Source organism: Bacillus seohaeanensis (assembly GCF_042684945.1).
GTDB lineage: Bacteria > Bacillota > Bacilli > Bacillales > Bacillaceae_B > Rossellomorea > Rossellomorea seohaeanensis.
On the sequence record NZ_JBHUMF010000031.1, the window covers coordinates 143446 to 165273 of the forward strand.

At 36.0% G+C, this 21828-nt stretch carries 25 protein-coding genes and 1 pseudogene; 20 read left to right on the forward strand and 6 right to left on the reverse strand.

Annotation, left to right across the window (positions count from 1 at the left end; translation table 11 throughout):
• Window position 1 precedes the first annotated feature (1 nt).
• The 13 genes from ACFSUL_RS14000 (at window position 2) to ACFSUL_RS14060 (ending at window position 9554) form a co-directional block, all read left to right on the forward strand.
• Window positions 2–1111, forward strand: a complete 1110-nt coding sequence (locus tag ACFSUL_RS14000; protein ID WP_377937713.1) for a HAMP domain-containing sensor histidine kinase — start codon at window positions 2–4, stop codon at window positions 1109–1111.
• 101 nt (window positions 1112–1212) lie between these two features.
• Window positions 1213–2091, forward strand: a complete 879-nt coding sequence (gene vanY / locus ACFSUL_RS14005) for a VanY-A/VanY-F/VanY-M family D-Ala-D-Ala carboxypeptidase (RefSeq protein ID WP_377936395.1) — start codon at window positions 1213–1215, stop codon at window positions 2089–2091.
• A 201-nt stretch (window positions 2092–2292) separates the two neighbouring features.
• Entirely contained in the window at window positions 2293–2679 is a 387-nt protein-coding gene (locus ACFSUL_RS14010; protein WP_377936397.1) for a YidH family protein, read from the forward strand.
• 338 nt (window positions 2680–3017) lie between these two features.
• On the forward strand, window positions 3018–3317 hold the full coding sequence (locus ACFSUL_RS14015) for a rhodanese-like domain-containing protein (RefSeq protein WP_377936399.1): 300 nt from the start codon (window positions 3018–3020) through the stop codon (window positions 3315–3317).
• A 12-nt stretch (window positions 3318–3329) separates the two neighbouring features.
• The gene (locus ACFSUL_RS14020) at window positions 3330–3902 is read left to right on the forward strand and encodes a sulfurtransferase TusA family protein (protein WP_377936401.1); all 573 of its coding nucleotides are present in this window, start codon (window positions 3330–3332) and stop codon (window positions 3900–3902) included.
• Between the two features lie 19 nt (window positions 3903–3921).
• Window positions 3922–4320: a DsrE/DsrF/DrsH-like family protein gene (locus ACFSUL_RS14025; protein ID WP_071411993.1), complete on the forward strand. Its 399-nt coding sequence runs from the start codon at window positions 3922–3924 to the stop codon at window positions 4318–4320.
• 71 nt (window positions 4321–4391) lie between these two features.
• Window positions 4392–5525 carry an MBL fold metallo-hydrolase gene (locus tag ACFSUL_RS14030; RefSeq protein WP_377936403.1) on the forward strand — a complete coding sequence of 378 codons (1134 nt, stop codon included), beginning with the start codon at window positions 4392–4394 and terminating at the stop codon, window positions 5523–5525.
• Window positions 5525–5764 (forward strand): hypothetical protein, encoded by a 240-nt coding sequence (locus ACFSUL_RS14035; RefSeq protein WP_377936405.1) that lies wholly within the window; start codon window positions 5525–5527, stop codon window positions 5762–5764. Before ACFSUL_RS14030 ends, ACFSUL_RS14035 begins: the two co-directional genes overlap by 1 nt.
• Before the next feature lie 18 nt (window positions 5765–5782).
• Window positions 5783–6442 carry a hypothetical protein gene (locus ACFSUL_RS14040; RefSeq protein ID WP_377936407.1) on the forward strand — a complete coding sequence of 220 codons (660 nt, stop codon included), beginning with the start codon at window positions 5783–5785 and terminating at the stop codon, window positions 6440–6442.
• The gene (locus ACFSUL_RS14045; RefSeq protein WP_377936409.1) at window positions 6439–7182 is read left to right on the forward strand and encodes a cytochrome c biogenesis CcdA family protein; all 744 of its coding nucleotides are present in this window, start codon (window positions 6439–6441) and stop codon (window positions 7180–7182) included. Before ACFSUL_RS14040 ends, ACFSUL_RS14045 begins: the two co-directional genes overlap by 4 nt.
• 16 nt (window positions 7183–7198) lie before the next feature.
• Window positions 7199–7789 carry a redoxin domain-containing protein gene (locus tag ACFSUL_RS14050; protein ID WP_377936411.1) on the forward strand — a complete coding sequence of 197 codons (591 nt, stop codon included), beginning with the start codon at window positions 7199–7201 and terminating at the stop codon, window positions 7787–7789.
• 15 nt (window positions 7790–7804) lie between these two features.
• A complete protein-coding gene (locus tag ACFSUL_RS14055) occupies window positions 7805–8485 on the forward strand; it encodes a response regulator transcription factor (protein WP_071411999.1) in 681 nt (226 codons plus the stop codon).
• On the forward strand, window positions 8475–9554 hold the full coding sequence (locus ACFSUL_RS14060) for a sensor histidine kinase (protein ID WP_377936414.1): 1080 nt from the start codon (window positions 8475–8477) through the stop codon (window positions 9552–9554). The genes ACFSUL_RS14055 and ACFSUL_RS14060 overlap by 11 nt, the downstream gene beginning before the upstream one ends.
• Before the next feature lie 549 nt (window positions 9555–10103).
• Here ACFSUL_RS14060 and ACFSUL_RS14065 read toward each other — a convergent pair.
• Complete coding sequence (locus ACFSUL_RS14065) at window positions 10104–10505, reverse strand: OsmC family protein (protein WP_377936416.1); 402 nt, start codon at window positions 10503–10505, stop codon at window positions 10104–10106.
• Between the two features lie 268 nt (window positions 10506–10773).
• Between ACFSUL_RS14065 and ACFSUL_RS14070 the strand changes: the two genes are divergently transcribed.
• Window positions 10774–11370 carry a cupin domain-containing protein gene (locus ACFSUL_RS14070; RefSeq protein WP_377936418.1) on the forward strand — a complete coding sequence of 199 codons (597 nt, stop codon included), beginning with the start codon at window positions 10774–10776 and terminating at the stop codon, window positions 11368–11370.
• Between the two features lie 120 nt (window positions 11371–11490).
• On the opposite strand, the gene ACFSUL_RS14075 is transcribed toward ACFSUL_RS14070, so the two are convergent.
• On the reverse strand, window positions 11491–12435 hold the full coding sequence (locus ACFSUL_RS14075) for a DMT family transporter (protein ID WP_377936420.1): 945 nt from the start codon (window positions 12433–12435) through the stop codon (window positions 11491–11493).
• A 125-nt stretch (window positions 12436–12560) separates the two neighbouring features.
• Between ACFSUL_RS14075 and ACFSUL_RS14080 the strand changes: the two genes are divergently transcribed.
• Complete coding sequence (locus ACFSUL_RS14080) at window positions 12561–13460, forward strand: AraC family transcriptional regulator (RefSeq protein WP_377936422.1); 900 nt, start codon at window positions 12561–12563, stop codon at window positions 13458–13460.
• Between the two features lie 369 nt (window positions 13461–13829).
• Here ACFSUL_RS14080 and ACFSUL_RS14085 read toward each other — a convergent pair whose 3' ends face one another.
• Complete coding sequence (locus tag ACFSUL_RS14085) at window positions 13830–14360, reverse strand: GNAT family N-acetyltransferase (protein ID WP_377936424.1); 531 nt, start codon at window positions 14358–14360, stop codon at window positions 13830–13832.
• A gap of 330 nt (window positions 14361–14690) precedes the next feature.
• Between ACFSUL_RS14085 and ACFSUL_RS14090 the strand changes: the two are divergent.
• From ACFSUL_RS14090 to ACFSUL_RS14105, 4 genes and pseudogenes are all read left to right on the forward strand, one after another.
• Window positions 14691–15532 (forward strand): annotated as a pseudogene (locus ACFSUL_RS14090) (tyrosine-type recombinase/integrase).
• 193 nt (window positions 15533–15725) lie between these two features.
• Window positions 15726–16340, forward strand: a complete 615-nt coding sequence (locus tag ACFSUL_RS14095; protein WP_377936426.1) for a YdhK family protein — start codon at window positions 15726–15728, stop codon at window positions 16338–16340.
• A 316-nt stretch (window positions 16341–16656) separates the two neighbouring features.
• Entirely contained in the window at window positions 16657–17484 is an 828-nt protein-coding gene (locus ACFSUL_RS14100; RefSeq protein ID WP_377936428.1) for a glycerophosphodiester phosphodiesterase, read from the forward strand.
• 888 nt (window positions 17485–18372) lie between these two features.
• The gene (locus ACFSUL_RS14105; RefSeq protein ID WP_377936430.1) at window positions 18373–19359 is read left to right on the forward strand and encodes a hypothetical protein; all 987 of its coding nucleotides are present in this window, start codon (window positions 18373–18375) and stop codon (window positions 19357–19359) included.
• 315 nt (window positions 19360–19674) lie between these two features.
• Here the strand turns inward: ACFSUL_RS14105 and ACFSUL_RS14110 are convergent, their stop codons facing one another.
• The 3 genes from ACFSUL_RS14110 to ACFSUL_RS14120 are packed head-to-tail and all read right to left on the reverse strand — an operon-like array spanning window position 19675 to window position 20737.
• The gene (locus ACFSUL_RS14110) at window positions 19675–19956 is read right to left on the reverse strand and encodes a hypothetical protein (protein WP_377936432.1); all 282 of its coding nucleotides are present in this window, start codon (window positions 19954–19956) and stop codon (window positions 19675–19677) included.
• Between the two features lie 9 nt (window positions 19957–19965).
• Window positions 19966–20358, reverse strand: coding sequence for an SHOCT-like domain-containing protein (locus tag ACFSUL_RS14115; RefSeq protein WP_377936434.1), 393 nt, complete (start codon window positions 20356–20358; stop codon window positions 19966–19968).
• 13 nt (window positions 20359–20371) lie between these two features.
• Window positions 20372–20737 (reverse strand): DUF2089 domain-containing protein, encoded by a 366-nt coding sequence (locus ACFSUL_RS14120; RefSeq protein ID WP_377936436.1) that lies wholly within the window; start codon window positions 20735–20737, stop codon window positions 20372–20374.
• Between the two features lie 254 nt (window positions 20738–20991).
• Between ACFSUL_RS14120 and ACFSUL_RS14125 the strand changes: the two genes are divergently transcribed.
• Window positions 20992–21780, forward strand: a complete 789-nt coding sequence (locus tag ACFSUL_RS14125; protein WP_377936437.1) for a DUF2935 domain-containing protein — start codon at window positions 20992–20994, stop codon at window positions 21778–21780.
• The last annotated feature ends 48 nt before the right edge of the window (window positions 21781–21828 follow it).

Consider the following 21828-nt stretch of genomic DNA (forward strand, 5'->3'; position numbering starts at 1 on the left):
AATGGTACAAAGTTTCCGTGCGAAAATGATTGTCCTATTCGGATTAAGCATGATTCTTTCTGGGATTATTACTTATCTAATCTTTAAGGTACTTCAATACTATTATCATAGCGAGGTTCAGTATGGAGATTCCCTGGCTTATGTTCGATCCGTCATAAGGAATATTGGAGATATCAATGTTTTTTTGCTCTTTTTCATTCCTCTTTCCATTCTGTTTTTCTTTTTGCTTACGAAGCGGTACTCTACTTACTTTAATGAGATATCGAAGGGAATTCACTACCTCGCTCGTGGTGAGTTTCATCATCAGGTTGAAATTTTTTCAAATGATGAGTTTAAGGTGATTGCCCAGGATATAAATGTAGCAAGTGAGAAATTAAAGGAAGCTATTGAAAGAGGAGACTTTTCCGAGAGCAGTAAGGATCAATTGATCGTAAATCTCGCTCATGATTTGCGGACGCCGCTAACTTCCGTTTTAGGTTATTTGGACTTAATTCTGAAAGATAAGCAATTGACGGAGGAACAAAAGCAACATTTCTTAACGATTGCTTTTACTAAATCCCAGCGTTTGGAAAGGTTAATTGATGAATTATTTGAAATAACAAGAATGAACTATGGCATGTTAAAAGTAGAGAAAAGACAAATTAATTTAAGTGACTTGCTCATTCAATTAAAGGAAGAAATGTATCCTGTATTCGAGAAAAATCAGTTGGTAGCAAGAATGAATGTGACGGCTCATTTACCTATATTCGGTGATGGTGATCTGTTAGCGCGTGTGTTTGAGAATTTGTTGAGCAATGCTAATCGATATGGGTATGATGGTCAGTTTATAGATATAAACGGCTATGTTGATTCAGAAGAAGTGGTCGTTCAAGTTGTGAATTATGGCGATAGCATTCCCGAGCAAGAACTGCCTCATCTCTTTGATATGTTTTACAAGGGTGATAAAGTACGTACCCATCAAGAAGATAGTACAGGCCTTGGCTTGTTTATCGCAAAGAATATTGTAGAACAACATAATGGAACGATTACGGTCGAAAGTAGTTTAATCCGTACGATATTTGAAGTTCGTCTGCCACAGGATAGTGTACTGGATGATCCTATTTCAACATAAACGATAAAACTTAAGAAAAATTTAAACTTTACCCTACTCTTTTTTTAAATAATTTTTCCTATTCTATATACAAGATAAGATAGAAAAGGGAGGAAATAAAAATGAAGAAGTGGGGATTTTTATTCTTTTTTGCATTATGCCTGGCTTTTGTAGCCGTTAATCTAGCTAAAGCACCATTCTTTCAAGATATACAAGAGGGTCCTATTATGAAAGTAGAGGTAGAGGATGGAGGAGATTCTAGGAAAGGCGGTGAAGAAAGGGAGATTGCCAGTGACCAGGTTTATCAAGGAAATTTACTATTAGTGAACAGTGAATACCCTGTTTATCAGGAAAGTGTGAAATCGGATATTGTAAACTTGTACAAGCATAAAGAACGAACGAAGGGATATGAGCTACTTGACACAGAAGTTGAATTGTCCGTAGCGGTGGCAAAAGAATTTTCAAAAATGGTAAATGCCGCGGAAAAAGAAGGAGTTCATAATTTTGTTATGAACAGTGGCTTTCGAGGCTTTGATGAACAAAGCATTCTCTATGAAGATATGGGGCCAGCGTATGCACTGCCCGCAGGTTATAGCGAGCATAATCTAGGGCTATCACTCGATGTTGGATCTACCGAGGCGAAGATGGAAGACGCACCGGAAGGAAAGTGGATAGAAAGAAATGCCTGGAAATATGGGTTCATCCTCCGTTACCCTAAGGATAAGACGGACGTGACAGGAATTCAATATGAGCCATGGCATATCCGCTATGTTGGGCTGCCTCATAGTGCCATTATGCAGGAAAAGAATTTCGCGTTAGAAGAATATTTAGATTACCTAAAAGAAGAAAAAAATGTATCTGTCACAGTGAATAATAAACACTACACGGTTTCTTATTACGCTTTCTCTGAAGGGATGACGATTACACTGCCTGAGAATAACCAATATGAGATTTCAGGGGATAATATGGATGGAATTATTGTGACGGTGAACAAGGAATAGGGAGAAAGGGATTTTGTTTCGTAAAAATATTTTTTGTATAGCTATTAGGAGCGGGAAAGAAGCGCAATAACGCTATAATTCACTATATTTCAATATTTTTAGGTAATTGTATATGGGTGCTTAAAACAAAAGGATATGTTTAATAAACATAATGGTTATCATATGAATAATGAATAATGGATAAAGAAGAGATGACTACTTATGACCAAAGCAAAGTATCAAAATGGGCCAACAAAAGATTCGAAATATATTCAACAACATATGGCCAATGAACGTACATTATTAGCTTGGATTAGAACAGCGATTGCTATTATTGGTGTTGGATTCCTTGTTACTAATTTACATTTCACAATGAAGTCTAGCCTAACTCAGCTTGGGGACTTTTTAGCAAATACTATCGGGATGGCTTCTGTAGTATTAGGGATAGCTACAATTATTATAGCAATGGTTTCTTATATGAGAAAAATTGATGCTATTAATAATCAATCGTTTTATGCGCCGAAATTTACCATTATCTTACTTGGCTTATTCGTCATCATTATTGCAGTGGTATTTGGTATTTACTTTTCTATTCTTTTACTATCTTAAGAACAGAATGTTTAAAAAAGGCTATTTTCGTAAAGATTGTTGCTTTTTGACGGAAAACTAAGTTTACCCCACTGAGTTGATTGGAGCGGAGGGCACTTGACTCCTGTGGGAAGAGAGGGAAGTGGGAGACCCCACAGGCGAAGCCGAGGAGGCTCCCATTCCTCCCCACGGAAAGCAAGTGCCTGTAGCGGAAATCAACGGGCAGAATTCATAAGCAAAAACAACAATCTATGAGAAAAGAGCCTGAAAAATAATACCTATACTGGTATATATATTTTGGCTAATAATTTAAAAATAATAGGGAGAAAATATTAGTGAACTCTATAGGGGGGATAGCTATGAAAGAAATATCAGCAAAAGAATTAGCGGAAAAAGTAAAAGCAGGGGAAAAGTTAAGTATTATTGATGTTCGCGAAGAGGAAGAGGTTGCACAAGGGAAAATTCCAGGTGCTAAACATATACCTTTAGGTGAAGTCCGAGAAAGATTAGAGGAAATTGATAAAAATGAACATCATTATATGGTGTGTCGATCGGGAGGTAGAAGTGGGAAAGCATGTGGTTTCTTGGAGAATGAAGGTTATGACGTTACGAATATGGAAGGTGGCATGTTGAGCTGGGAAGATGAAGTTGAGAAATAAGGAGGAATACTGGTGAGCATTACAGCAAATGAAGTGCTAGATGCAAAAGGTTTAGCCTGCCCAATGCCTATTGTTAAAACAAAAAAGGCGATTACAAATTTAGAAGCAGGTCAGGTCATAGAAGTGCAAGCAACAGATAAAGGATCAACGGCTGATATCAAAGCATGGGCAGGAAGTACAGGGCATCAATATCTTGGAACAGTAGAAGATGGCGATGTATTAAAACATTATTTACGAAAAGCAAGCGAAGAGGAAACAAAAGGAGAGACGAAACACGAGGACGTTTTAGATCTAGAGGAGCTTCGTAACAAAGTAGAAGGGGAAGAAGCTGTTTCTATTCTTGATGTTCGTGAACCTGCCGAGTATGCCTTTGGTCATATCCCTGGTGCTGTGAATATACCTCTAGGTGAACTGGAAGAACGCTTTGAAGAGCTTAACAAAGACCAAGATATACATGTTATTTGCCGAACAGGTAGTAGAAGTGATTTGGCTGCACAAAAGCTTACAGAAAAAGGTTTTAAAAGTGTGAAAAATGTAGTACCAGGCATGTCAAAATGGGAAGGCCCAACAAAGGGGAATCAATAATAGTAGGAGGAATATTGAAATGGCAAACACAAAAGTAGCAATTATTGCGGCTAATGGATCGCTTTTTGATGCATACAAAGTATTTAATATCGCAAGTGCTGCAGCAGCATCAGATGCAGAGGTTGGTATTTTCTTTACGTTTGAAGGGTTAAATTTAATTCATAAGGAAGCACACAAAAATTTACCACTTCCAGAAGGAAAAGAACATTTCCAGGAAGGATTTAAAAAAGCAAATGTACCATCCATTGAAGAACTTGTAGGTATTGCTCAAGAAATGGACGTGAAATTAATTGCCTGTCAAATGACAATGGATGTAATGAGTCTAGAAAAAGATGCATTCGTCGAAGGCATTGAAGTTGGTGGGGCTGCTTCATTTATTGATTTTGCTAAAGATGCTAATATATCCCTTACATTTTAGTTAGCACAAGGAATGCTTTTACAGCAATACATCGAACTGAGAAAAGTGTTTTTAGTTCAAGGAGGCTCAGGATGACAACACCAATAACAACCAAAGAGTTAGCAAAAAAAGTTGTGAATCATGAAAAGACACTAATCTTAGACGTCCGAAATACAGATGAATTTGATAATTGGAAGATTGAAGGCGGAAATGTAGAAGTTATCAATGAACCGTACTTTAATTTACTAGATGGAATTGATCCTGTTACGGAAAAATTAGATAAAGACCAAGAAGTGATTGTTTTATGTGCCAAGGGTGGTTCATCTCAAATGGTTGCCGAATTACTAGAAGAGGAAGGCGGATTTAGTAAGGTCTTAAATCTAGAAGGAGGCATGAAAGCATGGAGTGAACATTTAGAGCCCGTTAAGATTGGTAATTTAAAGGAAGGTGGAAGTCTATATCAATTTGTTCGTTTAGGTAAAGGGTGCTTATCTTATATGGTAGAATCTGATGGTGAAGCAGCTATTATTGATACGAATCGTATGATTGACACTTACGAATCATTTGCCAAAGAAAAAGGGGTACAAATTAAACATTTAATTGATACCCACTTGCACGCTGACCACATTTCTGGTGGTCGTGCTTTAGCGGAAAAAGTAGGCGGAACATATCACTTACCACCAAAAGATGCAACAGAAGTGACCTATGATTTTACGGCATTAGAAGAAGGAAATGACATCGTTGTGGGGAACACAAAGGTGAAAGTACAACCGATTTATTCTCCAGGACACACAATCGGAAGCACATCATTAGTCATTGATGATCAGTACCTTTTAACTGGCGACATTCTATTTGTAAAATCCATCGGCCGACCAGACTTAGCTGGCAAAGCGGAGGATTGGGTTGGAGACCTTCGCAACAGTCTTTACAAACGATACAAAGAATTGTCCGAAGATTTAATTGTTTTACCTGCACACTATTCGTTTGCAGAAGAACTTGGTAAAGGCGGAAGTGTGTCTGCACGCTTAGGTGATCTTTATCAACGCAATGAAGGACTACAAGTAGACGATGAAGGTGTCTTTAGAAAAATGGTGACAGAAAATCTGCCGCCTCAACCAAATGCGTACCAAGAGATTCGTGAAACAAACATGGGGAAAATTACACCTGAAGAGGAAAAACAAAGAGAAATGGAAACTGGACCAAACCGTTGTGCGGTTCACGGTTAATGAGGAAGGACAATGGAATCAACCTAGGTTTACCTAGACCAACCGCTTCAATTGAAGTGGTTAATGATGAATTTCTTCAGGAGTTTGCAAAAGATAGTGAAAATAGACGTATTGCATGTATTGATCAAAGTGTTTCCTTTGCATCATTACTTCATTCAAACGGTAGAGGTATTGTAATTACCTTTATCGTTTTTTTTGTTATATTCATGAAACTTTCACATTACTTTTTTATTCTTTAAAAGAAGGAGGTATGGTATATGCCATCTGCTTGGTTGATTGGACCTCTCATGATTAAAAGTGAACTAGTCATACTGATGGGGAGCTTCCTTGTGGGGTTTCTTTTCTTTCGGCTTATGAGTCCCTATTCAAAACCTGAAACAAAAAAACGGATGGATGAAGTCGGGAATCTGTTCATTGTATTTGTAGTATCTTTGTGGATTGGAAAAATTTTCACTAACTTCACTACATTTATACAGGACCCACTACCTATATTAGCCTATCCTAGTGATTCAAAAGCGTTTTATATTGCTGTCGGTTTATCCGCTATTTATGGAAAATTTAAGATAGCTAATGGAGATAGGGGAGTAATTGATTTACTGTTTGCATGGTTAATGGTGTTTTTTACCGCTTCCTTTACGTATGGGTTTATCCAAATGATTGTTGGTACAGCGGTATTTTCGTGGCAGTACTTAGGATTACTCGTTCTATTAATAATCCTCTATATCCTCCAACAAGACAGGCTGTCTAAAGAAACGCTGGTGTTTTTCGGTATAGGATGTTGGAGTCTCGGACAATGGCTTTTGTCGATTTTTTCTCATACAACCATTTTTCAATTTAATCTAAGTCATTGGTTTTATGGTGTGATTTTTATTGCTAGTGTTGTTTTCATTATTTTCAGAAAGAAGGTGAAGCAATGAGTGGGGCTACGGATATTACAATATGGCTTGCTTTAGGTGCAGGGATTCTTTCTTTTCTTTCACCTTGTACACTCCCTATTTTTCCGGCTTATTTATCGTATATTACAGGAATGACTGTGAAAGAAATCCAAGGTTCACAAGAAATAAAGGTACGTAGTAAATTGCTGATACATGCAGGACTCTTTTTAATCGGAGTTTCCATGATTTTTATAGGATTAGGAGTAGGGGTCTCTATTCTAGGGCAATGGGTTCAAAATTTGTTATCAGGGCGATCTGGTCTCTTCCTACAGCGAATTGCTGGTATTTTTATTATCATCATGGGGTTGTTTGTTGCAGGTTGGATTCAATGGAAAGGGCTAATGAAAGAGAAAAGGTTTCATTTTAATAGAAAGCCTATAGGATATTTGGGAACTATATTTGTAGGAATGGGTTTTGCGGCAGGGTGGACTCCTTGCATTGGTCCGATTTTTGCATCGATTCTTGTCATTGCAGGAAGTAATCCGACCCAAGGGGCTATCTATACCATCATGTATGTTATCGGTTTTGCGATACCGTTTCTTATACTGACCTTCTTCATCGGATCTACGAGATGGCTCGTTCGTTATAGCCAAAAGATTATGAAATTTGGCGGAGGAATTATGGTTATCATGGGATTCTTGTTGTTCACAGGTCAATTAGCTAAAATTTCTAATTTCTTATTAAAACTGGTGCAAGATAGCTGGTTAGCTAATTTAGGATGATAGGGGGATTAATAAAATGAAAAAAATAATCATTACTGTTGTACTATTAGCGATGTTTGGCTATGCTGTATTTGATTTAGCAAAGGATGAAGAGAATCCTATTTCAAAAATAAATACAAAAGAGATAATGAAGGATAAAGAGAACAATGCTACAACGGGTAAGGGCAATCCTGCAGATGGTGTGGTAGGGTTAGAAGTGGGGAACGTAGCACCAGATTTTCAACTACAGACCTTAGCTGGTGAAACGGTAAAACTATCAGACTATAAAGGGCAACGGGTTATGCTTAATTTCTGGGCTACTTGGTGTCCTCCGTGCCGCGCAGAAATGCCTGATATGGAAAAGTTTTATCAAAAGAAGGGCGTTGCGATTTTAGCTGTTAATTTAACGGAAACAGAGGCTACTATGCAGGATATACATGATTTTGTAGATGAGTTTGGGGTAACATTTCCTATTTTATTAGATAAAAAAATAGAAGTGGCAACAACCTATCAAATAGGTCCAATTCCAACTTCCTACATGATTGATTCAGATGGTATAATCCGATATAAAACGCTTGGTGCACTAAATTATGAAATGATGGTAGCAGAATTCGAAAAGATGAAATAAAAAACAGGTGATTCAATGAAACAAACTATTCTAGTAGTAGAAGATGACAAAATGATCCGAGAACTTATTACTATTTATTTAACGAAGGCTGGTTATGATGTAAAAGAAGCTGAAGATGGGGAAGTAGCAAAAGAGGCTTTTTTAACGTACCGCCCATGTCTGATCATCCTCGACTTAATGCTTCCAAAATTAAGTGGAGAGGAATTTTGTATGTGGGTAAGAGGGAAAGAACGAAATGAGGTTTCTATTATTATGCTGTCCGCCAAGACGCGAACAGCAGATAAAATAAGTGGATTGAAATTAGGGGCTGATGGTTATTTAACAAAGCCATTTGACCCAGAGGAACTTGTTGCTCATGTGGAGGCTGTTCTTAGGCGAACGGGGGTATTCTGTCAAAAGATTACTTCTAATGGATTGTGTATTAAACCAAGAAAAGGAGAAGTTATCCTTTATGATAAACAAGTCTATTTAACGAAGCATGAATTTAATCTCCTCTATTATTTGATGGAAAACGCCAATATCGTCTTATCAAGAGAGCAATTAGTCAATCAATTATATCCCAATGCGGATCGAGCTATCTTAGATCGGACGATAGATGCTCATATTAAAAAGCTAAGAGAGAAAGTAGAAGATAACCCAGCATCACCTGAACGAATTCAAACGGTAAGAGGGATGGGGTATAAATTTGTTCAGTAAAAAAAGAGATTGGTTGCCTAAAAAGTTTATATTGAGACTAACGTTACTAAATACAATAGTTGTAACCACGTTCATCTTAGTGACTGGCTGGGCAATCTACAACACTGCCTGCTTTTTGGTTGAGGGTATGGTAATGGAAGTGGAAAGACAAGACCAATTTAAATCGACGCTATTTGAGTATTTATTGTTAGTTAGTCTTTTTGCAGTAGTAGTCGGGAGCGTGCTTCATTTCTATTTAACGAATAAACTAATTGGGCCATTAAAAGAATTAATTAAATCTACTCAAAAAATGAAAGAAGGTTTTTATCCTGACCCAATTCAAATTCATGCATCAGATGAAATGGCTCAATTAATCGACCATTTTAATCAATTAGTTGAACAGTTAAAAGTGAACGAACAACAACGCCAGAGGATTGTGTCTGACTTATCCCATGAATTTCGCACGCCGCTATCCAACTTAAATGGGTATCTAAATGCTTTGAAAAACGGTGTGATAGAAGGCGACCCAAAACTGTATCAATCGCTTTTGAATGAATCGAAGCGAATAACAAAATTGGTTGAACAAATGGCTCAATTAAAACAATGGGATGTTGAATCAGGACAACTTTTATCTCAAAAGGAACACATAAATATAGCAATTTTGCTTGAACAATCAGCTGAAATGTTTCGTTGGTTATGGAATAAAGAAGGCATTCGTTGTGACATTCAAGCAGATAGTCAACATGTTCACGTCAATATCGGTGGAATTTCTCAAGTGATTAGTAATCTAGTGGATAACGCAATACGGTACTACAAAGGAAAAAATCCAGTTACTATCAAAGGCGAGTCCCTTAATCAAGTATATAAAGTATCTATTACTGGTGAAGGCCAACCTATTCCGCAGGCAGAACAAGAGAAAATATTTGATCGATTTCATCGTGTAGATAACTCTAGAAGTCGTGATCTAGGAGGAAGTGGGCTTGGATTAGCTATTTCAAAGGAAATTATTGAAAGACATAACGGAAAAATAGGTTTGATTTCTGATGGAAGTAACCATACATTTTGGTTCACTGTTCCTATTAAAGACTAGCTATCAACAGAGAGGGACAAGTTGATAGATGGTCCTTTCTTATTTTATCTTCGTGTAATCGTCCGTAAGACTCCGACTTCAAAACATAAAGTAAATCAAAGATGTTTAAGTAGGAGTTAACGGACGCTAGCAATCAGCGGGGAGGGAAGCAAACCCTCCTGCCTGAAGTTTCACTTTATCATCTTCCGACAGAATACCCCTTCCTCAAGGAATGTGGAGGGCGGTAGCCCAATGAGTAGGGAGGGGATGAATGTCGGTTGGCGTTAGCCAAAGTTGTTGAGTTGAACAACAAGAACATATGTGCTATAATTTTCCTGTACAAGTTGTTCTTTGAAAACTGAAGATATAGGGTTGTTGCAGGAAAAACGTCTGCAACGTAAAATCTTCAACGTTCCGTCGTCCCACACTCACCGAAGTAGCGAAAACCAAGCAAAAGTAGGGAGTGTGGAGAATTCAACGTACAAGATATTGAGTAATAACCGCAGGAGCTGCGGGGTTAGCCTGCTAAAAAACTGGTGGATACACTAGTGTTCGCAGGAATCCCCCACTTCAAGCGTTAGCTAAGTGGGGGTAGTTCAACTCAAATGATTCCGTAATTTTAATACTGTCTTGGACAGATTGAATCATGGCGCAATTTTTCCTTGTTATGGCTAAAGCCTTTTCCACTTTCTTAGGAGAGATATCCTTCCCTGAAATGGTGAATAGTAAATCAATGGACTCAATACGGTTAGCTATTTCAGGGTTTCTGCCTACTGTTGTTGAAATAGTAATATCGTCAAACGGAATGCGCATTTTCTTCAATATGCTCCTTAACCACCCACCACTACATACTGCAACGGATGAAACCAATAGTTGATATGGTCTAAATCCATATTCCTCCTGACTAGAAACCTTTAGTTCACCAAAGCCTACATTCGTTTGGAAACCGTGTTCGTTCATATAAAACTTCATTTTAATTAGCTCCTTCCTATTTTGAACTTACCTTTGAAAAGGTTTGGAAATGAAATACGAGAGGTGTGATGGCATGTTGTTTTATTAAGAAAACAACTCTATATAGTCTCAGTATGGATTCGCTATAACAATATATAACACTAGTATGAAAGTTTAATGAAAGGAGGGACAATCGTTGAAATTTGGTTAAGAAAATGAATGGAAGATACGTACATTCCCAAAATGTATACATAGGATAATGAGAGAAATGATGAAGGAGTGGAGAAAAATGTATTATGTTCCTCGCATGTATCCATATCCCATTAATTATAATGCCCCGATATATCATGACAGAAGGCAGTCAACTCAATGGCAATACGCAAACCACCCTGCTTTTCCATCTCTCTATGGTGATGGAAGGGTAGCGTTAACCGATTATGGGCCACGACCATTTGTAATTAATATTAATGAAGCAACAAAACAAAATAACACGTTTCGTACCGCTCTATGGACAGGGTCACAATTTCAAGTCACTTTAATGAGTATTGATGTTGGGGAAGATATTGGTTTGGAAATGCATCCTGATGTGGATCAGTTCTTACGCATTGAACAAGGCCAGGGGATTGTTCGAATGGGGAAGAGGCGAGATAATGTAACTTTTGAAAGGAACGTCTATGATGATTCTGCAATCATCATCCCTGCTGGTACATGGCATAATTTAATCAATACCGGTACTGTTCCACTCAAACTTTATTCGATTTATGCCCCACCGAACCATCCATTTGGTACCGTTCATGCTACGAAAGCAGACGCAATAGCTGCGGAAGAAGGTCATGGCAATGGACATACACACCAGATGAATGGATACAGCACACCAAATGGTTAGTAAAAGAGGGATTAGAGGATGTTAAGGAAAATCTCTCTATTGTCGAAATTAACAGGCAGAATGTATAAGTCAAAACAACAATCTATGAGAAAAGAGCCTTCTTAATAAAGCCCCTCTAGTCTAACTGACTCTGAGGGGCTCTTTATTTTTTGGTGGTGTACTCGTTGTTGAAACAGACTTTTTATTCAAAGCCAACAATAAAATCATTCCTATGATACAAGCCGTACCCATCCATTGGAAAAAACCAAAAGGTTCTTTTAACCAAAAGACCGTTGTTAAAACCGCAGCTAATGGCTCGATGCTTCCTAGCAGACTGGATTCTTTTGGCAACAGACTTTGTAAACTCTCTATATAGAACCAAAATGCAATCATCGTACCAAATATAATCACGAAGATTAAGTATAATGAAGCTTCTAGAGGTAAGCTGTTAAAGTCTATTTGCCAAGGTGGATGGATAAAACTTAATGCAGAGCCACCGATAATCATAGCCCATCCGACAATCACAAGTGAATCGTATTGTTTCAGTAAAGGAACGGCATAGAGAGTATAAAATGCTAAAGCTATACCAGATAAAACACCCCAAACAATGGCAAGTGCTGGCACAGATAGTTGAGAGATGGATCCGTTTGTTAATAAGAAAAAGCAGCCAACCAAAGCGAGGGAAACGGTCAACAAATCCCGTCGAGTTAGCACCGTTTTTTTACGGAAAATTAAGTATACGATAATCATAACAGGCGCTAAATATTGTAACAGTGTTGCTACAGCAGCATTTCCATACTTAATGGATGCCATATATGTATATTGAACGCCAAGCATTCCGAGTAACCCGAAGAGTATCAGTTGAATAGCTGTCTTTCGAGTTTTCCAAACACCAAGTATTTGGGAGCGGTCTTTTCTAAAAAATTGAACTGCTAAGAGTAAAATACCGGCTATAAGCAATCGGGTCGTTACCAGCCAATCTACATCCATTTCAAACTGTTGAAATAGCTTTTGTGCAACAGTACCACCAATCCCCCAAAAAGCTGCTCCTGTGATAACAAGAAATATTCCTTTTTGTCTATTCATGATTAATTCTCCACCTTCAAATATAAAGATAGTGTTATAATAATTAAAATGATAAGGGGAAAACCTTTGAATTAATACTTAAATCGAATGAAAAAATGTAAGTATATTGAGGTGGTTGTGAGAATATGCAAATTAAAGACTTTGTGGTTGACCAAAGTTTAAAAGAATTAACGGAACATCGTACTGTTGTGTTACCAATTGCATGTTACGAAACAACCATTAACCAAAACATAAATGGCTATATACCACTTCATTGGCATGATGAATTTCAGTTTGTTCTCGTTATAAAAGGAGAAGCGGTTTTTCAAATAAATGAAGAAAATATTTTTATTCAGGAAGGCGAAGGGCTATTTATAAATAGTGGTTGTCTGCACATGGCAACAGATAAGAACGATACGGGCTGTACCTATATTTGTTTAAATGTTTCTCCGCATTTTGTTTTATCACAAGAACTCTACACAAACTATGTGGATCCCTTTATTCAAGCGACTAATTTATCTTATTTACACTTGAATACAGACGAGAGTTGGGCGAGAAATATTTTAGAAGCTATTTTAAAAATTTATCAAATGATACAACAAAAGCCAACTTACTATGAAATTGACATCAACATCCAGTTAACTGTAATGTGGAAAAACTTAATTACAAATGGTTTTCCATTAGAGTACGAGCAGCTTGACATGTTAAAAAGTCATCGAATAAAGAAAATGTTAAATTGGATACACACACATTATGCTAGGAAAATCCTTTTAGACGATATTGCACGAGCTGGTCAATTGAGCCGGTCTGAATGTTGTAGATATTTCAAACGAATGTTAAAGAAAACACCATGGAATTATGTAACCGAGTATCGAATTCAAAAAAGCTTACTCTTACTACAACAACCAGAATCCACTGTCACGGACGTTGCCTATCAAGTAGGTTTTAATAGCACAAGCTATTTTATTGGACAGTTTAAAAAGTCAATGAACATGACACCATTAGCATACAAGAGAATAAAAAGAACGGATTCCCTGAAAAGGTAGTTCATGTCAATTTTTTCGTAAAAAATAGGAATGAAGTGGAGTAGGAGAGTGGGACTCTTTGCATATCGTCTCTTCTATTATTTCAGAGAAAGAAGTAATCTTTTGTTTACGATAGTTAGTAAACTATCAATGTTTCTAAAAAGCTTGTAGAGGGTTTGGTGCCTAATCTACAAGCTTTTGTAGTTTGGAAGAAATAACGGAACGTATACACTACAGTGATTTGTCTAGCTCTTTCACTTCCTCTTTAGTAAAACCTGTGACTTTAGTGATAAACTCGACGGGGGATCTTCCTTTTTTCTATGTTTAATGATTATAGTTTATTTTGAAAATACTAGTCATGCTATTCAACTTCAAGTATAGGCAGACAATTTAATCTGTTACTAACAACGAATATAGATTGAGATCAATAAAGCGTCCTTTTGATCTTTCCACTTTTCTCATTGTTCCTTCAAAGAGGAAATTTAATTTTTTAAGGACTTTAATTGAGTTAATATTTTCAGGTTCTACTTTTGCTTCTATTCGGTTAAGTTTTAAATCGTTAAAAGCATGCTTTATTAAACAAGTAATAGCTTCAGGAGCATATCCTTTGCCCCAATAATGTTTATTAATTTCGTAACCAATTTCGGTTTTTGCATTTTCGAAATCTAAAATATTATAACCACAAGAGCCAATAATTTTATTTGATTCTAACTCAATTATTGAGTAACGAATTGCAGTGTTCTCTTTAGATAGTTCATCAAATAATAAAATCATTTCTTTTGCTTGTTTTTTATCAGTGAACCTATCAATATTCATAAATCTAGCTACTTCTGAATTAGACCAAATTTGAAACAAGCTATCCGAGTCTGATAGCTGCATTTTTTCTAACATTAATCTTTTTGTGCTTAGGTCTGTAATCAATATTTTTACCTCCATTATGTTTTTATTTTGGGGTCAAGATATTGATATCTGCGCATAGTTCAGTCCTTTCATATAAAGATAATAAAATTATACAAGCTTTCTGCTATATTTAAAATATTTATTAGACGCTGTTGCACAGTACGATTATACTATTCAATAAAAAGGATATTCCACAATAAAGCGCCTTCCTTGAGTATAGAAAGTGTTCTCATGGTTCGGTAAATTTGTTATTGTCTGCAATTTCGGAATAACCTACGTATGAATAAGGCTCTCCTTGAACATAATAGAATCTAGATTAATTGATTTAAACAGTAGGAGAGTGAAAGAATAATGTTATTATCAGAAGCGTGGGAAAAGTATCAACAAGATAAAAAAATTGAGGGATATTTGCCACTTACATTAAAAACATATTGCTTTCAATATAACCTTTTATTACGATTTTTCGGCGATATTGACATAAGTAAGTTTACTACTGAGAAACTAAAAGAATATCTAGTACAGGCAGGAGGTCATTTAAAGCTATCTAGTTTAGGACACAGGGTTCGCTGCGTTAAATCACTATTCAAATGGACACATGAAGAAGGCTATATTCCGAAACATCCGGCGGCGACATTAAAAGGGCCGAAATTAGGTAAAAGAATCCGAAAATTCTTATGTGAACTAGAGATTGAACATCTTAGAGAAGCTTGTCATACAACGATGGAGAATGCGCTATTTGAGTTTATGTATTCGACAGGCTGCCGTATAGGAAGAGTTGTAAAATTAAATCGAGACGATATTAATTTTCGGACGAATTCAGTCATTGTACATGGTAAAGGTGATAAAGAAAGGGAAGTATATTTTAATACCCGTTGTTCTATTTGGTTAAAAAGGTATTTAGATGAACGAGATGATGTAGAGGCTTGTTTATTTATTACGGGTGTTGGCCAAAAAGGCGTATGAGCATTGATAATCTGAGATATATAATCAAACGAATATCAAATCGAGCTGGGGCAAAAAAGAGTATTCATCCCTATCAACTACGACACAGCTATGCCACACATATGATTGATAACGGTGCGTCACTTAAAGTGATCCAAAGCTTACTTGGTCATGAGAAGAGTGAGACCACAAAAATATATGCTCAGCTAAGTGGCAAATTGAGATACGATTTTTATAGTAAATATTTTTAAAGGCTATACAAATTAAACTTAATCGAAACTTGTGCGCGCATTTAAAAAGGCGTGTCTTTTTGCTATTGAGCCATTTAGTTGAATAAAGGTTTTTAAACTTGTCTAAACTTTGTTACAATACCGTATATGGGTATATTTCAAGAGAATTGGATAGTAAGAAAAATTATAAAATATTCGAGTGGAGGTTGTAACGATGGAAAAAAGGCAATTAATAATAGGGTTGCTTGCTTTACTTACAACTATGTTTTTAGGAGCTTGTGGTGGAAATGAACAATCGGATCCAAATGATGATACCAATACGGAGACTAAATCTCACGAAAATATGGAGATGAATGAAGAAGATTCTAATACCCATTCAAGTCAAGAAGAAATGAATCATTCAGGTTCAAGTGATGTCCCAGAAGGCTTAGAAGAAGCAGAAAGTCCTACCTATACAGTTGGAAGCCAAGCCATTATCAATGCAGAACATATGTCTGGAATGAATGGTGCTGAAGCTACAATATCTGGTGCCTTTGATACGACAGTTTATACTGTTACATATACTCCAACAACTGGTGGTGAACCAGTTGAGGATCATAAATGGGTGATTCACGAAGAAATTGAAAATGCTGGTGATGAACCGTTTCAACCCGGTGATGAGGTAGTATTAAACGCTGAACATATGGAAGGTATGGATGGTGCTACGGCTGTCATTGATACAGCAGAACAAACAACTGTATATATGGTAGATTACACAGATACTGAAACAGGAGAAAAGGTAATGTATCATAAATGGGTAACAGAAAGTGAACTTTCTCCAGTTGAATGAATACAAATTATGTTAAATAAATTGTTCCAGAAAAGGGCGCTTTAATGGAGCAACGAAAAAATCCTAATTTCTCAATATAAATGTTGAGAAATTAGGATTTTTAATATGGGAATTTCCTTAACGTTGTAAATCCGTATTTTCTTGACACTACCCCTTCTAGTTCATATAAAAAGTAGAATTGTAAATAAAATTAAGCTAAAATGCCTAACTTCATTTACAAAATCATTATTTAGATGTAAACCTAACTACATAATGACTCAACATTTCTTTTCTATAATTATAGTCGTACTACTATTTTAGATTGGAGATGGAGAACATGAACAAAAAATTATTAGCAGGTACTGGGATAGCGTTTACGTTATTATTCAGTCCTCTAAGCACAGCTTTTGCAACAGAAACAACAGGAGATTTAAGACAGGTTGACAATGTTGCACATCGTGGTGCATCAGCATATGCACCTGAAAATACGATTGCAGCTTTTGATAAAGCAGTGGAGATGAAGGCAGATTATATTGAAATTGACGTTCAAAGAAGCATGGATGGAGAATTAGTACTTATCCATGATACGACAGTTGATCGTACAACGGATGGATCTGGAAGAGTTGGTGATTTCACGTTTGAAGAACTAAGAAGCCTTGATGCAGGCAGCTGGAAAGGTGAGCAATTTGCAGGTGAACATATCCCAACATTTGATGAGATACTTGATCGTTACCACGGGAAAATTGGAATATTAATAGAATTAAAGGCTCCAGAGCTTTATCCTGGGATTGAAGAAAGTGTAGCAGAAGAATTAAAAGAACGAAATCTTGATAAACCACAAAATGAAAAGATCATTATCCAATCATTTAACCATAAATCAATGGAAAAAATGAATGATCTCGTTCCTAAAGTTCCAATCGGTGTATTAACATCTTCGAGAGCACACATAACAGAACAAGCTTTACAGGGATTTTCAACATATGCCGATTATTTTAACCCAAGCTATGGAATTGTTACTGAAGAACTGGTGAATCAAGTTCACTCTCTTGATATGCAAATTGGATCATGGACAGTACGTAGTCAAGAGGCGGCGGATTTCCTATTAAATATGGGGGTTGACGCAATTATAACGGATTATCCGGATTATGTAGATCCGAGAAACTAATAATATTACATAAAGTAAGATACTTTCAATCTTAAACAATTAGGCGTGATTGTGGGTGCGAAATGTTTCTGACTCAAATGAAATGTGGTTACACAATTTCGGTAAAGGTCAGGCAGTTTTAGATTTCTAAAACTGAAGGGGTATGTCGAGGAGGCGAATGAGGAGGTAACGCTCTGGAAGTCTCCCCCTGCGTCGAATAGCACGCTGTTGAGTAAGGAAAATCGCGTTATAAGCTCAGCTAATAGGCGCGAGAATTTACCGTAACAGTCCAGCTGACGAAACCCTACCCGATGGGGTGGTGTAAATCATGGTGCTTGGGTTGAATAGATATGGTGAGAATGCAATGTAAAAACAACATAGGTAGAAAATATTTCAAAGCTACATATTGACGTTACGAAACTAGTAAGCTACTAGGGATTTTAGGTGTTAGATTATCTTATTGTTAACGCTAGTACCGACTTCTGTAGCCTTAAAGGAAAGGTATATAATCTAATATTTGAAGAGGCTGGGACAAAACTTACTTCTGAAATGAAAAAGCCGGTGAAATTTTACGACGAGTAAAATTTCACCGGCTTTGATTATTTTTACAATAAAATAAGGACAACTTCTGATAAAATTAATAGAATAAGTTTGTATTCTTCAACAAAAGGACCAGATTGTGGAGTAACTCTTGTATTGCGTAGTAGACCTATACTACGCAGCAATTTGGTTAATTGATAAATCTATATAAAATATTCGCAAGTATGATAAACGTTGACAAAAATCTTCAAAAAACGTCGTATAATAAAAATGTAAGTCGACAATACGACATTTATGGTTTATATATAAAAGGTTAATATTGGTTATTATCACAAAAAATTGCCGTAACTTAGGAGGTATCAGCCACATATGGAAGTGGAGAAGGAGAGGGCTGTAAATAACCAGAAACAGGTATTTCAAAGATATTTGTTTCTTATTACAATTATTTTATCAATACTAATATCAGGTTTAAGCGGATATACAGCTAGTCAAATAGTTGTCAACAATAGTGTTGGTGACCCAAAAGAGATTAATACTACAACAGAATATACTGCTATGAAAAACCAAGTAAATGAGGCAAGAAATAATTCGTTAAAAGTAATAGATACAGAACTACCTAAAATAATTAGCGATCTAGAAAAATACAATCAGGATATAAATTTATTAGTTGAAAATGTTGAGTGGCTAAAGGATAATTTAGCTCTTATAAGGGATTCTATCGGCAAAATTGACTCAGCATTTACCGTCGTTAAAGGAGTCAACACTTTTGTTGATCTTCCTATTGTAGGTAACATAGGTGATAACTTAAGTATTAAAATAAGTACTAATTTAGCTTTAACAAAGATTCAACTTGATGAAATTAATAGTATATTACTTGATTTGGAGAACTTAACAGGTATAAAAAAAGAAATGAGTGATTCTCATAAAAAGTTAAATATTTTATTTGAAAAATATCAAAAAGAAAAAAACATTGAAGAGTTATTTCAAATTGAACAAGAGCTTAACTCTAACTTAATTTATCAGATTGATGAATTAAGGAATTCTACTATAGAGGCTCGTAAAGTTTTTGAACTATCTTCAAGTGTTTTAATTACAGTAGATAAAACTGGATCACTTTTTAATTCAATACAGGAAATGGGAGAAAATACGCTAGATGCAATTCAGTTTTGGAAAGAAAATGAGATTCAAGTAGAAACAAACAAAAGTTTAGAAAAAGATTTAGTTGCTTCCATGGAAAAGATTCAAGAGTTACCTAATCAATTGGCTACACGATCCAAGAGTAGCATTTCGTCAATAAGCACTGTTCAAAGAGAGCTACAGACTATAAAGATAGCACAAATGATCATTACTGAGTGAAAGGGGGAACCCCCTTTTTTTCGTATATAGACAGGTTACGGTTAACCATATTCATGTAAGGTAATAGAAGTTTCAAGCTATCGAGTGTTACTCTGATAAAGTTATTGATTGTTGCGCAGTACAACGATACTATTCAATAGAAAAAGATCTTCCACAATCCGGCGCTTTTATGAAGTAGCCAAAGTCTAATTTCTTTGTATTGTAAGCGAGACATTAGACTTTTTTTAATTAGGCCTTTCTTAACGAAGCAAACGTGGTTTCCTGATCGTGAATTAAATAAAAAAGCCAGTTCGTAATCGGTGTAATTTCAATTAATTATAGTCTAATCTTTACCTCCGTACCGTCTTTAGCTTTGACATCCACCAGCAGGAGCCCTTTTTGGTTTTTCAGTTCTTGCACGATTGGTTTTAGTGCTTTTTTGTCTATCGGTGGAAGAGTAAAGTCCAGTTTTTTTCTTTCGAAATGTTCTTTTGTCCATTTGTTGGCATGGTGATGGACAAGTTTTGAAGACAAAATGGAAATACCAATGTTTAAAATGGCATATGGGATTGGAATGGTGAACCGAACGTCTTTTGCTTTCACTTTTATATGTAGCATAACAGATCACTATTCAATGATGACAGAAACGGTATCACCGTTTGCCGACTTAACATCAACAATTTGGCCATCCAATTCGTTTTCAATTGCTTCCATAATAAGGTTTATGTCAATATCTTTTACATATTTTTCAGATTGGGGAATACTTGCTGCGATGCTGTGTCCAGCCATTAATACTACCTTGACAAGTTTTATGGGCAAATTAACTGTGACGTTATCATTTTCAGCTGATACAACACGAATTTTTAATGTTTTGTCTAAATACTTAGTCGGTTGTTCTAGTTGCTTACTGCCTGTTTCTTCTTCCTTTTCTTTTAATACTTGGATGAGTTCTGATCCCTTATCTGCATCAATTTTCCCTTCTTGCACCATTGTTAACACTCTCGTAATTTCCTCTTTCATAATAAATCCCTCCTTAGTCCTCTTTTAATAGCTTAATGGCTTCTTCTGGAGTGATTTCGCCATTTTCCAACATGGTGACAACCTTTTTTTCGTCGACTTCCTTTTTTTGCTTCTGCACATATCCAAGGGATGAAATAATGTCTGTTAGCTTGCCTCGAACCGTCGGATACGATATCCCCAGTTCTTTTTCAACTTCTTTGATATTTCCTCTACATGTTAAAAATACTTCCACAAAATGAAGTTGATCCTTTGATAATGACGCTAGCTTAGATAATTCAAATTCATTTTCAATCGTTGTGTGACAATGAGAGCACTGCAACTTCGTAATCTTCAATGTTTTGCTGCAGACAGGACAATTTGTTATTACTTTATAAGCCATTTTGAAATCCCTTCCTTTAACTTGAATTGATTATATATCAATTATTTTAAAATGTAAATAAGTAAATTTAATACTTAATTAATTAAAATCAATAATAATTAATTAAAAAATAAATATTATTGATTTTCGCTAAAATGATTCAAGTTCTTTTGTTACTCCATATATAAATAAGTTACATTAGGTTAATAGGTAATTAGGATTAACATTCATTCATATATATAGGATAGAAGTGTATCTAACAAAGGAGGGGCAGCATGGCAGTAAATCCGATTGTTGCTAGATCACTAGACGAAATTAAATTTTGGTCTAGGATTATGAAAGAGCATGCCTTATTTTTAAGCTTAGGATTCACATATGAACAGCAGCAACTTATTGATGAAGCTCGGCAGTTTATCTCGTTGTTTGAGAGGATTGAGGAAAAGTTATCAAAATTTACGGTGAATTCAGATTTACGCCAAGTCCAAGCTTTCAATACCGAGGTTTACCAAGCTGCAGCTTCAATATGGGGTTATAAAAGAAAGGTTTTAGGCTTAACCCTACGCTGCGAAATCCGTGGCAGCAACAATTTTCCTCTATTAGTTGACCATATTAGCAGAGAAGCTGCATACTTTGCTAATCGTTTAAAAGAACTAAATGAAGGGAAATTAGCCCCAACCTCTGATACCATCATAGAAGAAAATGTATTCTTCTTAAAAATTATGGCGGATCATGCAAAGTTTATCGGACATCTTCTTGATCCATCAGAAAGAAAATTAGTTGACCAGGCGAGAGAGTTTAGTCATGATTTTGACCAACTTCTTTTTCAGGCAGTTGATTTGGAATCAATGCGACCCCAATCTGAAACGAAACCCATTCTAACTCAATTCTTAAATCAAAATAAAGTTTCTGTCTCCTCCTTAAGGGACTTCAAGAAGACTGCAAGGGAATTAATAGAAGCTTGTCGTATTAAGAGCAATATTCATCCCCTTTTGGCTGATCATACATTCAGAGAAGCTGAAAGGTTCTTGGAAATAATAGATTCATTCGAAGCTAGTCTGAATTGAAATAAGAATTTAACTGGAGAATATGTACCATTATTACTCCACTAAAGG

Excerpts from the sequence above, each read along its gene's own strand:
- ACFSUL_RS14000 (WP_377937713.1), top strand. The coding sequence starts at position 2 with ATGGTACAAAGTTTCCGTGCGAAAATGATTGTCCTATTCGGATTAAGC.
- vanY (WP_377936395.1), top strand. The coding sequence starts at position 1,213 with ATGAAGAAGTGGGGATTTTTATTCTTTTTTGCATTATGCCTGGCTTTT.
- ACFSUL_RS14010 (WP_377936397.1), top strand. The coding sequence starts at position 2,293 with ATGACCAAAGCAAAGTATCAAAATGGGCCAACAAAAGATTCGAAATAT.
- ACFSUL_RS14015 (WP_377936399.1), top strand. The coding sequence starts at position 3,018 with ATGAAAGAAATATCAGCAAAAGAATTAGCGGAAAAAGTAAAAGCAGGG.
- ACFSUL_RS14025 (WP_071411993.1), top strand. The coding sequence starts at position 3,922 with ATGGCAAACACAAAAGTAGCAATTATTGCGGCTAATGGATCGCTTTTT.
- ACFSUL_RS14030 (WP_377936403.1), top strand. The coding sequence starts at position 4,392 with ATGACAACACCAATAACAACCAAAGAGTTAGCAAAAAAAGTTGTGAAT.
- ACFSUL_RS14035 (WP_377936405.1), top strand. The coding sequence starts at position 5,525 with ATGAGGAAGGACAATGGAATCAACCTAGGTTTACCTAGACCAACCGCT.
- ACFSUL_RS14040 (WP_377936407.1), top strand. The coding sequence starts at position 5,783 with ATGCCATCTGCTTGGTTGATTGGACCTCTCATGATTAAAAGTGAACTA.
- ACFSUL_RS14045 (WP_377936409.1), top strand. The coding sequence starts at position 6,439 with ATGAGTGGGGCTACGGATATTACAATATGGCTTGCTTTAGGTGCAGGG.
- ACFSUL_RS14050 (WP_377936411.1), top strand. The coding sequence starts at position 7,199 with ATGAAAAAAATAATCATTACTGTTGTACTATTAGCGATGTTTGGCTAT.
- ACFSUL_RS14055 (WP_071411999.1), top strand. The coding sequence starts at position 7,805 with ATGAAACAAACTATTCTAGTAGTAGAAGATGACAAAATGATCCGAGAA.
- ACFSUL_RS14065 (WP_377936416.1), bottom strand. The coding sequence starts at position 10,505 with ATGAAGTTTTATATGAACGAACACGGTTTCCAAACGAATGTAGGCTTT.
- ACFSUL_RS14070 (WP_377936418.1), top strand. The coding sequence starts at position 10,774 with ATGTATTATGTTCCTCGCATGTATCCATATCCCATTAATTATAATGCC.
- ACFSUL_RS14075 (WP_377936420.1), bottom strand. The coding sequence starts at position 12,435 with ATGAATAGACAAAAAGGAATATTTCTTGTTATCACAGGAGCAGCTTTT.
- ACFSUL_RS14080 (WP_377936422.1), top strand. The coding sequence starts at position 12,561 with ATGCAAATTAAAGACTTTGTGGTTGACCAAAGTTTAAAAGAATTAACG.
- ACFSUL_RS14095 (WP_377936426.1), top strand. The coding sequence starts at position 15,726 with ATGGAAAAAAGGCAATTAATAATAGGGTTGCTTGCTTTACTTACAACT.
- ACFSUL_RS14100 (WP_377936428.1), top strand. The coding sequence starts at position 16,657 with ATGAACAAAAAATTATTAGCAGGTACTGGGATAGCGTTTACGTTATTA.
- ACFSUL_RS14105 (WP_377936430.1), top strand. The coding sequence starts at position 18,373 with ATGGAAGTGGAGAAGGAGAGGGCTGTAAATAACCAGAAACAGGTATTT.
- ACFSUL_RS14110 (WP_377936432.1), bottom strand. The coding sequence starts at position 19,956 with ATGCTACATATAAAAGTGAAAGCAAAAGACGTTCGGTTCACCATTCCA.
- ACFSUL_RS14115 (WP_377936434.1), bottom strand. The coding sequence starts at position 20,358 with ATGAAAGAGGAAATTACGAGAGTGTTAACAATGGTGCAAGAAGGGAAA.
- ACFSUL_RS14120 (WP_377936436.1), bottom strand. The coding sequence starts at position 20,737 with ATGGCTTATAAAGTAATAACAAATTGTCCTGTCTGCAGCAAAACATTG.
- ACFSUL_RS14125 (WP_377936437.1), top strand. The coding sequence starts at position 20,992 with ATGGCAGTAAATCCGATTGTTGCTAGATCACTAGACGAAATTAAATTT.